Origin of the sequence: Pantoea sp. B566, from assembly GCF_024793925.1 — a bacterium.
Lineage (GTDB): Bacteria > Pseudomonadota > Gammaproteobacteria > Enterobacterales > Enterobacteriaceae > Pantoea > Pantoea ananatis.
Genome location: NZ_JANUQL010000003.1, coordinates 3098606 through 3112102, shown reverse-complemented (window position 1 = coordinate 3112102; position 13497 = coordinate 3098606). Strand labels below are relative to the sequence as shown.

Annotated in this window: 10 protein-coding genes; 4 read left to right on the top strand and 6 right to left on the bottom strand. The window is 54.9% G+C overall.

The features are described 5' to 3' along the window. Nucleotides 1–467 precede the first annotated feature (467 nt). Nucleotides 468–677, bottom strand: coding sequence for a DUF1471 domain-containing protein (locus NYE92_RS16195; protein WP_014606922.1), 210 nt, complete (start codon nucleotides 675–677; stop codon nucleotides 468–470). A gap of 215 nt (nucleotides 678–892) precedes the next feature. Beyond that, nucleotides 893–2080, bottom strand: coding sequence for an MFS transporter (locus NYE92_RS16190; RefSeq protein ID WP_014606923.1), 1188 nt, complete (start codon nucleotides 2078–2080; stop codon nucleotides 893–895). 104 nt (nucleotides 2081–2184) lie between these two features. Here NYE92_RS16190 and NYE92_RS16185 point away from each other — a divergent pair, with 104 nt between their 5' ends. Next, nucleotides 2185–3150 (top strand): AraC family transcriptional regulator, encoded by a 966-nt coding sequence (locus tag NYE92_RS16185; protein WP_014606924.1) that lies wholly within the window; start codon nucleotides 2185–2187, stop codon nucleotides 3148–3150. On the opposite strand, the gene NYE92_RS16180 is transcribed toward NYE92_RS16185, so the two are convergent. The 4 genes from NYE92_RS16180 to gltP all read right to left on the bottom strand — a co-directional run bounded on the left by NYE92_RS16180 (nucleotide 3147) and on the right by gltP (nucleotide 8810). Further along, nucleotides 3147–4691, bottom strand: coding sequence for a PAS domain-containing methyl-accepting chemotaxis protein (locus tag NYE92_RS16180; RefSeq protein WP_013024196.1), 1545 nt, complete (start codon nucleotides 4689–4691; stop codon nucleotides 3147–3149). The genes NYE92_RS16185 and NYE92_RS16180 overlap by 4 nt on opposite strands. Nucleotides 4692–5013: 322 nt before the next feature. Continuing rightward, nucleotides 5014–6447, bottom strand: coding sequence for a PTS N-acetylmuramic acid transporter subunit IIBC (gene murP / locus NYE92_RS16175; protein ID WP_029569368.1), 1434 nt, complete (start codon nucleotides 6445–6447; stop codon nucleotides 5014–5016). After that, nucleotides 6447–7358 carry an N-acetylmuramic acid 6-phosphate etherase gene (gene murQ, locus NYE92_RS16170; protein ID WP_259019150.1) on the bottom strand — a complete coding sequence of 304 codons (912 nt, stop codon included), beginning with the start codon at nucleotides 7356–7358 and terminating at the stop codon, nucleotides 6447–6449. The genes murP and murQ overlap by 1 nt, the downstream gene beginning before the upstream one ends. Before the next feature lie 150 nt (nucleotides 7359–7508). Then, nucleotides 7509–8810 (bottom strand): glutamate/aspartate:proton symporter GltP, encoded by a 1302-nt coding sequence (gene gltP / locus NYE92_RS16165; RefSeq protein WP_014595076.1) that lies wholly within the window; start codon nucleotides 8808–8810, stop codon nucleotides 7509–7511. A 585-nt stretch (nucleotides 8811–9395) separates the two neighbouring features. Between gltP and acs the strand changes: the two genes are divergently transcribed. The 3 genes from acs to actP all read left to right on the top strand — a co-directional run bounded on the left by acs (nucleotide 9396) and on the right by actP (nucleotide 13462). Further along, entirely contained in the window at nucleotides 9396–11351 is a 1956-nt protein-coding gene (gene acs / locus NYE92_RS16160) for an acetate--CoA ligase (protein WP_259019148.1), read from the top strand. A gap of 129 nt (nucleotides 11352–11480) precedes the next feature. Further along, nucleotides 11481–11810: a DUF485 domain-containing protein gene (locus NYE92_RS16155; RefSeq protein ID WP_014606928.1), complete on the top strand. Its 330-nt coding sequence runs from the start codon at nucleotides 11481–11483 to the stop codon at nucleotides 11808–11810. Continuing rightward, nucleotides 11807–13462 (top strand): cation/acetate symporter ActP, encoded by a 1656-nt coding sequence (actP, locus tag NYE92_RS16150; protein ID WP_013024190.1) that lies wholly within the window; start codon nucleotides 11807–11809, stop codon nucleotides 13460–13462. Before NYE92_RS16155 ends, actP begins: the two co-directional genes overlap by 4 nt. Nucleotides 13463–13497: the final 35 nt, after the last annotated feature.

The following is a 13497-nucleotide window of genomic DNA, read 5'->3' as shown; positions in this document are numbered from 1 at the left end:
CCAGGATTGTTGGCCGCGCTTCACGCAATCCAGACTGACAAGCAGAACCTGGCGACTTGCAGAGCGCAGCAGACCGGTAAACCGGTTACTGATGCGGTTTACGTCTTCCCCTTCTGCCCAGGCTCTGCTTCCCTTAGCCCGTGATGGACTTTGCCATCGGCTGTCGTCCGACCAGGCTTACGTGGTCTTACCGTCTTGCTACATCAGGGATCGTCCGAGGCCAGCCTGTCTTGCACCTGGCTATTAATGGCAGTAAATCGTCTCTCGCGTGAAATCGCGGCCGCAGCGGAGAAGCCTGCACGTTATCGCGCCCAAAAATCAGGCAAGCGTCTGCACAGCTGACAGGCTTAGTGGCGAATAACAAAGGAGTCTGATGGGGAACCTGGAAGGGAAAAGATGAAACGGCGGGCATCCACAAACGCCGCCAGGACGCCCATAGGCGTCCTGTCAGCACACAACTTCAAGCATTATTTCAGCAGTTCAGCGGTCATGTGCACGCCGTTATTGGTGTTAGCTTCGGTGATTTTATAGGAAGCACCAGCTTCTTGCGCCTGCGCAGCAATTTTCGCTTCGGTGCTGTCCAGAGTAGAACCGGTCGCTGTCACAGTTTGCGCGAAGCCTGCAACAGGAAGAACGGCAAGGGCGATAACAGCAGCAAAAGTTTTGATAGTTTTCATGATAAATTCCTCGGTCATTTTCAGTTTATTTAAGGCGTTTTGCCTTGTGTGAAAAACATAATAGGCCGAATATTGATCAGAAAAAAGCAGAGGGTTTTGCTTAAGTTGTTCAATAAAACTGAAATTGAAAAGCACGTTTAGCCCTGTTAAAACACAAAAGGTTAAAAAACCAGACTGCAATAAAAAGGCAGCATATATCGCTGCCATGAGTCACATTAACCGTGATGCCTGACGCGGGAAAAGATCGTTACTGCCGCCACCAGCATCAGCGCGCTACTGGCAAGGAAAACGCCGCCTGCGCCGCGTAAGTCAAACATCCAGCCTCCCGCCGCCGCGCCCACCGTAATCGCTAACTGAATGGTTGCCACCAGTAACCCACCGCCCGATTCAGCATCGTCTGGCACCGCACGAGAAATCCACGTGGACCAGCCCGTCGGCATCGAACCAAACGCCAGGCCCCAGATCGCGACACCGCCTGCAACCAGCCAGCCAGTATGGCCAAAACTCACCAGCATCAGGGCCGTCGCGCCCATCAGCAGGGCCATTCCGCTCAGCGTCAGTGATACGCTACGTGTCACCAGATAACCGGCCAGATACGTACCCACAAAGTTAGCGATGCCAAATGCGAGCAGCACCAGAGACAGCTGGCTGAGGTCAAGCCGCGCCACGCTTTCCAGAAATGGTCGCAGATAGGTGAAAAAAGCAAAGTGGGCAGTAAACATCATGATCACCGCCAGCATTCCCCAGCGCATGACATTTATCCGTAACAACGCCAGCACACCGCCGCTGCGCGCGTTGCCTTCGGCAGGCATGGCGGGAAGGGTGAAAAACTGCCAGAGCAGGGAAGTCGCGCCCAGGCCCGCCGTAAACAGGAAGATCGCTCGCCAGCCTACCAGCCCGCCCAGATAACTACCCAGCGGGGTCGCAATAATGGTCGCCAGTGAGATACCACTAAACACGATGGAGAGTGCGCGAGGAACCTGATCGGCGGGCACCAGCCGCATGGTAATGGCGGTAGACAACGTCCAGAAGCCACCAATGGCCACTCCCAGCAGGACGCGCGCCAGCAAAATGACGGTCAGATTGGCGGCCAGTGCCACCATCAATGCGGAAACGATGAGCAGTAATGAGAAGGCCAGCATCACCACCCGGCGATCGATGCGTCGGACCAGGCTGCCTACCGTCAGACTGGTGAGAAGCGCAATCAGGGCCGTGACGGTCACTGTCTGTCCCGCCAGACCTTCCGAAACGTTCAGGCTGCGCGCTATCGGCGTCAGCAAACTAATAGGTAAAAACTCGGCGGTAATCAGGCTAAATACGCCAAACGACATCGCAAAGACGGCGCCCCACGCTGGATGAGTGGGTATGGAAACCTCATCAGCCACTTCAGTGTTGAGACTCATGTTGCTTCTCCGGAAAAAAAAGTAGTGCTGAGCATAGAGGGGATGAGCAAGACGATCTATGATGGTTACACCGTCATTTTTGATAATTCGTCTGGATTTCTGTGATGAGCCGTTACGATGAGTTGACCAGTGAGTTGCTAATGGGCATGCGCCTGTATGGCGTTAACTACCAGCGCATTGCCGTCAGCGCCCCTTTTGGCCTGCGCTTTAATGATTCTCCGGGACGGGCCCAGTTTCATTTTGTCGGGCGCGGTACGCTGCTGGTGCGTGGCGCATCCGGCGCGCTTTTCACGCTGAACAGTGGCGATGCCCTGCTGATCCCTCACGGTAAGCCGCACAGCCTGCTCTCCAGTGAGGATGCCGACTGTCAGTGCATTGACGCGATGGCGAGCAAACCGATCTGTGACAGTATCTGTGCCATTACGGCACCGGCAGATGCCTGTGAAGATGACCACAGCGTCCTGTTATTCAGCGCCAGCATGGCATTTGAACTGGGCGGCATGCAGCCGCTGATCAACACGATGCCGGACGTCATGCTGGTCAGTACGCTGCTGTCACACTATCCGGAGATTCGCCCAATGCTGGAGGCGATGGAGCGTGAATCACGAACCCGACACGCGGGTCACGCCGGGATTCTTTCGCGTCTGGCGGATGTGGTTGCGGCCCTGGTGGTGCGTGGCTGGGTAGAAAATGGCTGTGGGCAAAGTAGCGGGCTGGTGCAGGCGATGCGCGATCCGCGCCTGAGTGAGGCCATTGCCGCCATGCACCGTTCTCCGGGCGAGAACTGGACGGTAGAACGTTTAGCGCGCGAAGCCGGTAGCTCACGCTCGGTATTTGCCGAACGCTTTCTTCATGCCACCGGTATGACGCCGCTGCGCTACCTGACCGAATTGCGCATGCGACTGGCGGTTAAACGCATCGCCGACCATGGTGAGGCGCTGGAAACGGTCGCTTTCGATTTGGGCTATGGTTCACTGGCCGCTTTTAGCCGGGCCTTTAAACGAATAATCGGCCAGTCACCCGGTGCGCTGCGTGCCGGCTATGCGGGCACGCAGGCGGTCGCGTCTTAGCGAAACACGCTGATCGCTTCAACCAGCCGGTTAGCCTGATGCGTCATGCGCCCTGAGGCTTCTGCGCTTTCCTGAACGCGGGCGGCGTTTTGATGGGTAATATCGTCCAGATCTTCCACCGCCGTGCTCACTTCACTCAACGCGGTGGACTGTTCTGCTGTCGCGGCGCTGATTTGGCCGATCAGTGACGTCACGTTCTGGACCTGCTGCACAATGTCCTGCATGGTATGGCCTGCGGCACCCGCATGCTCGTTACCCGAATTGACCCGGCTGGCGCTGGTTTCAACCAGCGCTTTAATCTCGCTGGCGGCTTTTGCGCTGCGCTGTGCCAGGCTCCGCACCTCACCGGCCACCACGGCGAACCCTTTCCCCTGTTCACCCGCTCTGGCCGCCTCTACCGCCGCGTTCAGCGCCAGGATGTTGGTCTGGAAAGCAATGCTGTCGATAACGCTGGTGATACTGGCAATGCGCTGTGAGCTGTCAGCGATTTCTGCCATCATTCCCATCATCTCCTTCATGACCTCGCCGCCCTTGCTTGCCGCTTCACTGGTGTTAACAGAGAGCGAACTCACTTCCTGTGCGGTCTGCGTATTACTTTTTACCGTTGCAGTCATTTCGTTCATGGTCGCGGCCGTTTGCTGTACGTTGGCCGCCGCCTGCTCGGTGCGACGACTCAGTTCATTATTGCTACGGGCAATCGCATCACTGGCACTCAGCACATTAATGGCCTGGCCACTGACATCATCGACTAACCAGCGGAACATCAGCCCCAGCTGTCCAATGGCGCGTAGCGTCAGTCCTACCTCGTCGATGCGATCCATCTGCTCAACCTGATGGCTGGCACCGGTTGCCACACGCAGCGCCTGCCTGCACATGCGCTCGATGGGACGCGAGATCTGCTGTTCGAGCCACAGGCTGGCCAGCAACAGCAGGCAGGCCATACCGCCCGTAAAGCCCGCCAGCGCCAGTGGCGCAACGCCCAATGCCCAGACGCCCGCAACCGACAGCGGCAAGACAGCCAGTAACGCAGTGCGAATGCGCCAGCGGAGCGGCAACGTTTTTAATATCGATCCAAGACGACGCCAGCCGCTGCGTATAATCAGCCCTTTGTGAAACTGGCGGCCCCTTGCGCGCCCTTCGCGGAAATCGCGATACAGCGCTTCACACTGTTTAACCTCCTGCGCTGAGGGCTTAGTGCGTACGGACATATAGCCCTGGACCTTGCCGTCACGCACCACCGGAATGGCATTCGCCCGCACCCAGTAATGGTCTCCGTTTTTACGCCGGTTTTTAACCAGCGCGGTCCAGGGTTCACCCTGTTTTAAGGTGGCCCACATATCTGCAAAGGCTTCTGGTGGCATATCCGGATGGCGCACCATATTGTGCGGCTGCCCTTTTACCTCATCAGAGGTAAAACCACTGGCCTCAATAAAGGCGTCGTTGGCATAGGTGATATAGCTATTCAGGTCGGTCGTTGACATCAGTGTGGCATGATCGTCATAGACATATTCACGCTGGGAAACAGGTTGGTTATTGCGCATAGGAGTCCTTGCTCGTACCAGTCAGACTTACACCAGAAGTGTTAATGAGTGAGTGTTAAAAGGTAAAGATTACCTTTTTTTATGTTTTCGGCACTTGCGTAATGACTCTTTAGTGCTACGCGCAAATTTGTTGCATTTAAAAAGCCGCTTTAGGGCGGCTTTTGGTATTTATACCGCGATCATGCATTGCGAACGTAGCGGGTTGAGTACGCAGACTGGTAAGCCCGAGACAGTGTTAGGGACGTTTTGATGCAACAGACTCCCCATCCTTAATTTTTTACAGACCTGCTTAACAGGCTTTCTTCGTGTTTTATTTATCAATTCAGCGCAGGTCGACATTGCGGGTGCCGAACCACCACGTCAGTAAAAAGCCGCTAACCCAGGCGACGATCAATCCCCCCAGATAGACAGCCATGCCGGCAAAAATCCCCTGATGCGACGTCATCAGCGGCAGCGTGACCAGTCCAGACGGGCCAAATACGGTATTCATGCCCACCGGCAGCCCCAGCCATGCCACTAAGCCAATAAAGAATCCGCCGACCGCACCGCCACAGCAGGCGGTAATAAAAGGTTTGAGGCGCGGCAGCGTTACTCCGTAGATAAGCGGTTCCCCCACGCCCAGTAAGCCTGGCACGATAGCGCCTTTTATCTGGGCACGCAGCAGCGCGCCCTTTTCCGCTTTGCACCAGAGCGCCAGCGAGGCACCGACCTGACCGGCACCCGCCATGGCGAGAATCGGAAACAGTGAGTTAAATCCCTGGGTTTCCATCAGGGCAAAATAGACCGGGATAAATCCCTGATGAATGCCAAACATGACGGCGATCAGGAACAGTCCGGCCAGTAGCGCACAGCCAAACGGGTTGTTATTGAGGTGGATAAAGAGCCATGACATGCCCTTAAACAGCTCGCCGCCGACCGGCATAATCAGCAGGTATGTCAGCGCGCCCGTGATCAATAAGGTCAGCAGCGAGGTGAGAATCATATCAAGATTGTCTGGAATGATCGTGCGCAGCCGCCTTTCCAACCAGCCACCAAACATGGCCGCCAGCAGCACCCCGATGATATTACCGCGCGGATCGATAGCCAGACCAAAAAAGCTGTCCATACCGCTGTAATAGCCGACTTTGGCATCCGGCACGTAGCCCAGAATAAACAGCGAGGCGATGATGGCCCCGTTTACGCCCGTGCCGCCGAAGGCTTTTTGCGCGTTGTAGCCAATCAGAATGCTGAGGAAGGTAAACAGCCCTTTGCCGAACACTTTCATATAGGCCACGCCCTGAATCAGCCAGCCAGGATGATCGCCAGGCGTGCTCAGGTGCAGGCTTTGCTCAATCAGGGTGGCAAACCCCAGCAGTAAACCTGCGGCAATAAAACCCGGAATGAGCGGCGTAAAAATGGTGGCGAAGCGTGCCAGGAACTGCTGCAGCGCGCCAGTCTGCCTGGCTTTTATCTGCTGTTTCTGTTCTGCCGCTACCTGGTGCAATACCGCGGCATCGCCCTGCGCCTGCGCCAGGATGGCCTGCATCCGTTCTGCCGCCGTCTGTGCCTTACCAGGACCGAGCACTATCTGCAACTGATCATCGCTGTCGATGACGCCCAGCACGCCGGGCAGGCGTTTCAGCCGGGCAATATCGGCCTGATTGTGTCTCAGCGTCAGTCGTAAACGCGTCATACAGTTGCCGCATACGACGATGTTCGCCGCGCCGCCCACTGCCTGCACGATATCGTGCAGAAGTGCATCGGTCATTTTTGCCATTAGCGCGCTCCCGAATCCTGTAATGCTTTGCGGATAAAGCCCTGGTGCTTAGCGAGCAGCGCGATCGCCTCATCGGCATTTAATCCTGCCAACATCATGAGGATGGCGGTTTTACAGTGTCCGCCACAGGCTGACAGCGCCGAGCGGGCGCTGGCTTCATCACAGTCAGTGGCCTGCATAACAATGTTAACCTGCCGCTGCACCAGCTTTTGGTTAGTGGCTTCAACATCCACCATCAGGTTGCCGTAAACCTTACCGCTACGAATCATCGCTCCGGTGGTGAGCATATTCAGCACCAGCTTCTGTGCGGTTCCGGCTTTCATGCGTGATGATCCCGTCACCACTTCAGGCCCCACTACTGGCGTCAGGGCGATATCGGCGACCTGAGCCATTTTGCTGAGTGGATTACAGGTCAGCGCTATCGTGGAGGCACCGCACTGCCGGGCATAATCCAGCGCGCCCAATACATAGGGCGTCCGTCCACTGGCAGCGATGCCGACCAGCACGTCGTGGCGGCTAAAGTGAATAGCCTTCAGATCCTGAGCGCCCTGTTCCACATTGTCTTCTGCGTTCTCTACCGCCTGCAAGATGGCCTGATGGCCCCCGGCAATCAGGCCAATAACCTGGTCGCGTGGTGTTCCGAAAGTTGGTGGGCATTCACTTGCATCAAGAATACCTAAACGGCCGGATGTCCCGGCACCGCAGTAAACCAGACGTCCCCCTGCGCTGAACGCCGCGCAGATCGCCTCCACCGCGCGCGCAATCTCCGGCACGATCGCCTCCACGGCCAGAGCGACTTTTTTGTCTTCCTCGTTGATGACCCGCAGCATCGCCTCTGTGCTCATTTCATCAATATGCTGGCTGGCCGGATTGCGCCCTTCCGTGATCATCTGACTGAGATCGATTTTCACACTCGTCCTCCACAGGAATAATTTATTCTGGATATTTTTAACACAACGAATGAATAATTCATCCTCTGCCCACGTTTTTTTCTGCGGTGATAAAAACGGGGTAAAAAAAAGGCCCAACCACCGTTGAGCCTTTGTCTTGCTAACCCGCTGTTAACTGGCGGTTTGCGTCCGTAACTGTAATTCGTACGCTTTAGCCTGTTCTGTATCGAACTGGTTTTCCCAGCGCGCAATGACCAGCACTGCCAGAGCATTACCCACCACGTTGAGCGCGGTGCGGGCCATATCCATAATGCGGTCCACGCCCGCAATAAACGCCAGCCCTTCCAGCGGAATACCCACGCTGCCGAGCGTTGCCAACAGCACAACAAAGGATACGCCGGGCACGCCCGCAATGCCTTTGGAGGTGACCATCAGCGTCAGCACCAGAATAATTTCGTCCGTCAGCGACAGATCAATGCCATACAGCTGAGCAATAAAGATGGCGGCGATGCTCTGATACAGCGTTGATCCATCCAGGTTAAACGAATAGCCGGTCGGAACGACAAAGCTGGTAATCGCTTTGGGCGCGCCATAGGCTTCCATTTTCTCCATGATGCGCGGCAGCACGGTTTCTGAACTGGACGTTGAGTAAGACAGGATCAGCTCATCTTTTAAAATGCGCATCAGCGTCGTAATGCGTAGCTTGCAGAAACGCGCGACCGCTCCCAGCACCACAAAGGCAAAGAAGAGGATCGCCACATATACCAGCAGCACCAACTTCGCGAGCGGCCACAGCGACGCGAAGCCAAAGTTAGCAATCGTCACGGCGATCAACGCAAACACGCCCACTGGCGCGTAACGCATAATCATATGCGTCACTTTAAACATGGTTTCTGATACGCCACGGAACAGATTGACCAGCGGATCGCGCTGTTCTGACGGCAGAGCGGACAGTCCAAGCCCAAAGAGTACCGAGAAAAAGATAATCGGCAGCATTTCACCCTTCGCCATGGAGGCAAAGATGTTCTGCGGGATCAGCGACAGGATGGTCGCCACCAGACTGTGGGTGCCTTCCTGCACCTGAGCGGTTGTGGCTTCATATTTAGAGATGTCCACCGTTGCCAGCGTAGACATATCAATGCCGGTGCCGGGCTTAAACACGTTGGCCAGGGTAATACCAACAACAATGGCAACGGTGGTAATCACTTCAAAGTACAAAATAGTTTTGAGACCAATGCGTCCCAGCTTTTTCGCATCCCCGACACCCGCAATGCCGACAATCAAGGATGAAATCACGATGGGCACGACAATCATCTTAATCAGATGAATAAAGATATCGCCCGCCGGGCTGAGAATATTATTGACTAACCATTCACGATCTTCTGGCTGATTATGCAACACGGCACCCACGATGATGCCAAGCACAAGTGCGATCAGAATCTGCCAGGCAAGGCTGATTTTAAAACCTTTCATAACGCGTAATTTCCTCAGTCAAAACCCGTTTCTCTCTACTGCGAAGGTGCAGAAGACAATACACACAGGGAAGTGAGCAAAAAGCCCGGTAAATTAGAGGGTGTTTATAGACGGCGTCCCGCATTGAAATGCGATGATTTCCATACCCATTTTCAGACGCGGTCTGAGTTGATACCTGATGATCAGGGGCGAGATAAGTACCATTTTCACTGTGGTAAATGCAACCCTTGGAGGCTTCGATTAAAACTTCACCATCTCTTAAGCATAAAATGCTGGCACAGGCGCAAATCCCTAACCTGCTGTTATGAAAAGTAAACCTTCGATAAGTTTTCGCATAGCTATTCAGGCAATGCTCAATGTCTGCGCGGTTCGTTCGCTGTTTTTTTAACCAGAGCCCTTCACAAAATGTTGCAACTTAAATCCCCATTTTTTGCAGGGAGTTAGGGTGATTTTACCCAATTCACGACGTTTTTATGTCAGCAAGGTTAACGCGTGATCTATGGCGCAAAAAAGAAACAAAACCGGTTGTCGGGCTTCACTTAACCATTGATTGACATATGATTAACATCTTCAAGGAGATTCGCCATGAGCCAACATCATATCTATCCTGTTCCAGAAAATATTGCAGCAAACGCGCTGATTACTGCCGAACAGTATCAGGCGATGTACCAGCAATCGGTTACCGATCCAGAAACATTCTGGGGGGAGCAAGGTAAAATCCTTGACTGGATAAAGCCTTACAGCAAAGTCAAAAACACGTCTTTTGCGCTTGGTAATATTTCCATTCGTTGGTATGAGGACGGCACGCTCAATCTGGCGGCGAACTGCCTGGATCGTCACCTGGCAACCCGGGGCGATCATCCTGCCATCATCTGGGAAGGTGATGATGCCAACGAAAGCAAAACAATAACCTTTCGTCAGCTTCACGCCGATGTCTGTCGCTTTGCCAACGTGCTGGAGCTGCTCGGGGTTAAAAAAGGCGATGTCGTCGCGATTTATATGCCAATGGTGCCGGAAGCCGCGGTCGCCATGCTGGCCTGCGCGCGCATTGGCGCCGTGCATTCGGTTATTTTTGGCGGCTTTTCACCGGAAGCGGTGGCAGGTCGCGTGATCGACTCCAGTGCAGCCTTAATTGTGACAGCCGATGAAGGCGTGCGCGCGGGGCGTACGATCCCACTGAAAAAAAATGTGGATGAAGCGTTAAAAAATCCCAACGTAAACAGCGTGAAAAACGTCGTGGTCTTTCAACGTACCGGCAAAGACGTCGGTTGGGTTGAAGGACGTGACAGGCACTGGCACGAGCTGATGCAGAACGCCAGTACCAACCACTCTGCAGCAGAAATGCAGGCAGAAGATCCGCTGTTTATCCTGTATACCTCAGGTTCAACCGGCAAGCCGAAAGGCGTGCTGCATACGACCGGCGGCTATCTGGTTTACGCCGCGACCACCTTTAAGTTTGTTTTTGACTACCATCAGGACGATATCTACTGGTGTACGGCTGACGTAGGCTGGGTTACCGGCCACAGCTATCTGCTGTATGGCCCGCTGGCCTGCGGTGCCACGACGCTGATGTTTGAAGGCGTGCCCAACTGGCCGACGTCCGCCCGCATGGCGCAGGTGGTGGATAAGCATAAAGTCACCCTGCTCTATACCGCGCCCACGGCTATCCGCGCGCTGATGGCCGAAGGGGACAAGGCGATTGAAGGCACCGACCGTAGCAGCCTGCGTATTATGGGTTCGGTCGGGGAGCCGATTAATCCGGAAGCCTGGGAGTGGTATCACAAAAAAATCGGCAACAGCCAGTGTCCAATAGTGGATACCTGGTGGCAGACCGAAACCGGGGGGTTTATGATTACCCCGCTACCCGGCGCAACGCGGCTTAAGGCCGGTTCTGCGACCACGCCTTTCTTTGGCGTACAGCCCGCGCTGGTCGATAATGAGGGGCATCCTCAGGAAGGAGCCTGCGAAGGTAACCTGGTTATCACTGACTCCTGGCCAGGCCAGGCCCGAACGCTGTTCGGCGATCACGACCGTTTCGAACAAACCTATTTCTCTACCTTCAAAAATGCCTACTTTAGCGGTGACGGCGCGCGACGGGATGAGGACGGTTATTACTGGATTACCGGCCGCGTGGATGATGTGCTGAATGTGTCAGGACATCGTCTGGGCACGGCAGAAATTGAATCGGCCCTGGTTTCCCACCCTAAAATTGCCGAAGCCGCTGTGGTGGGGATCCCGCACAGCATTAAGGGCCAGGCGATTTACGCCTATATCACCCTGAATCACGGCGAGGAGCCCTCACCAGAGCTTTATACCGAAGTGCGTAACTGGGTACGCAAAGAAATTGGCCCGATCGCCACGCCCGATGTGCTGCACTGGACCGACTCTCTGCCAAAAACCCGCTCCGGTAAAATCATGCGCCGTATCCTGCGGAAAATCGCCGCGGGTGATACCAGTAATTTAGGCGATACGTCAACGCTGGCCGATCCTGGCGTCGTTGAGAAACTGCTTGAAGAGAAACAGTCCATCACCATGCCGTAACAACCCGGCGGAAAGCATCAGGCTTTCCGCCACCACTTCCCTACGTAGTGTGTTTCTGTAGTCACAAAAATATAACTCATTCACGCTTTTGCGTGAGGTCCACGCCTGCATGCTTCTGGAGATAATGTGATGAATGATGCCCTGCCCGAACAGGAAAGGATCTACCAACAAATTGAACGTAATCCTCGCTTTCAGGAATTGGTACACAAGCGCCAGTCCTTTGCCCTGCTGCTGTCGTTAATTATGCTGGTGCTGTATGTCGGCTTTATTCTGCTTATTGCTTTTGCCCCTGGCTGGCTGGGCACGCCTCTTCATGCCGGCACCAATGTGACACGCGGCATTCCGCTCGGCGTGGGGCTGATCGTCATCTCCTTTGTCCTGACCGGCGTGTACGTCTGGCGCGCAAACGGCGAGTTTGATCGTCTGACGAAGGCTATCCTCAGCGAGGTAAAACCATGATCCGTCTTATGCTGTGGATGCTGGCAGCGCTGCTGCCGTTTTCTGCTCTGGCCGCCGATGCCATTACGGGCGCGGTACAGAAACAGGCTGTTAACTATCAGGCGATCGTCATGTTTGTGATTTTCGTCGGCGCCACGTTGAGTATCACTTACTGGGCGTCGAAGAGAACGCGTTCGCGTAGCGATTACTACACCGCAGGCGGAAATATCACCGGCTTTCAGAATGGGCTGGCCATGGCAGGCGACTTTATGTCCGCCGCCTCTTTTCTGGGTATTTCGGCGCTGGTGTATACCTCGGGCTATGACGGCTTAATCTATTCGCTGGGCTTTCTGGTCGGCTGGCCGATGATTCTGTTTCTGATTGCAGAACGGCTGCGTAATCTGGGGCGCTATACCTTTGCCGATGTTGCCTCGTATCGCCTGAAGCAAAAACCCATACGCACCCTGTCAGCCTGCGGTTCACTGGTGGTGGTTGCGCTCTATCTGATTGCTCAGATGGTTGGGGCAGGTAAACTGATCCAGCTTCTGTTCGGCCTCAATTATCATATCGCCGTCATCCTGGTGGGGATCCTGATGGTGATGTACGTGCTGTTCGGCGGCATGCTGGCGACGACCTGGGTTCAGATCATTAAAGCCGTTCTGTTGCTGTTTGGTGCCTCGTTCATGGCCATTATGGTAATGAAAAGCACCGGTTTTAGCTTTAATACGCTGTTCACCGAAGCGATGGCTGTCCACCCGAAAGGCGCGGCCATTATGCAGCCTGGCGGGCTGGTTAAAGATCCCATTTCTGCCCTGTCGCTGGGGCTGGGGCTGATGTTTGGTACGGCGGGATTGCCGCATATTCTGATGCGCTTCTTTACCGTTGCCGACGCCAAAGAGGCACGTAAAAGCGTATTTTGGGCCACCGGTTTTATGGGGTACTTCTACTTTCTGACCTTTATTATCGGCTTCGGCGCCATACTGCTGGTCGGTGCCAACCCGGCCTTTAAAGATGCCTCCGGCGCGTTAATCGGCGGCACCAATATGGCGGCGGTACACCTGGCGAATGCGGTTGGCGGCAGCACCTTCCTGGGCTTTATTTCAGCCGTGGCATTCGCCACGATTCTGGCCGTGGTGGCTGGCTTGACGCTGGCGGGCGCTTCGGCGGTCTCTCACGATTTGTATGCCAGCGTTTACCGTAAGGGCCAGGCCAGCGAGCGCGACGAGCTGCGGGTGTCGAAAATTACGGTGCTGGTGCTCGGTGTTGTGGCGATCGCCCTGGGTATTCTGTTTGAAAAACAGAACATCGCGTTTATGGTCGGCCTGGCGTTCTCGATTGCGGCCAGCTGTAACTTCCCGATTATCCTGCTTTCCATGTACTGGTCTAAACTCACCACCCGCGGCGCGATGGTCGGCGGCTGGTTAGGGCTGATCACCGCCGTGGTGCTGATGATTCTTGGCCCTACCGTCTGGGTTCAGGTGTTGGGCCATGCTTCGCCAATCTATCCGTATGAATATCCGGCCCTGTTCTCTATTACTATCGCCTTTGTGGGCACCTGGCTGTTTTCGGTTACCGATCATTCGCAACAGGGCGCAGAAGAGCGTTCACGCTTCCGGGCGCAGTTTATTCGCTCCCAGACCGGTGCCGGTATTGAGCAGGGCAAAGCGCACTAATCCCTTTTCCCGGGCATAAAAAAAGGGCAGGGTCC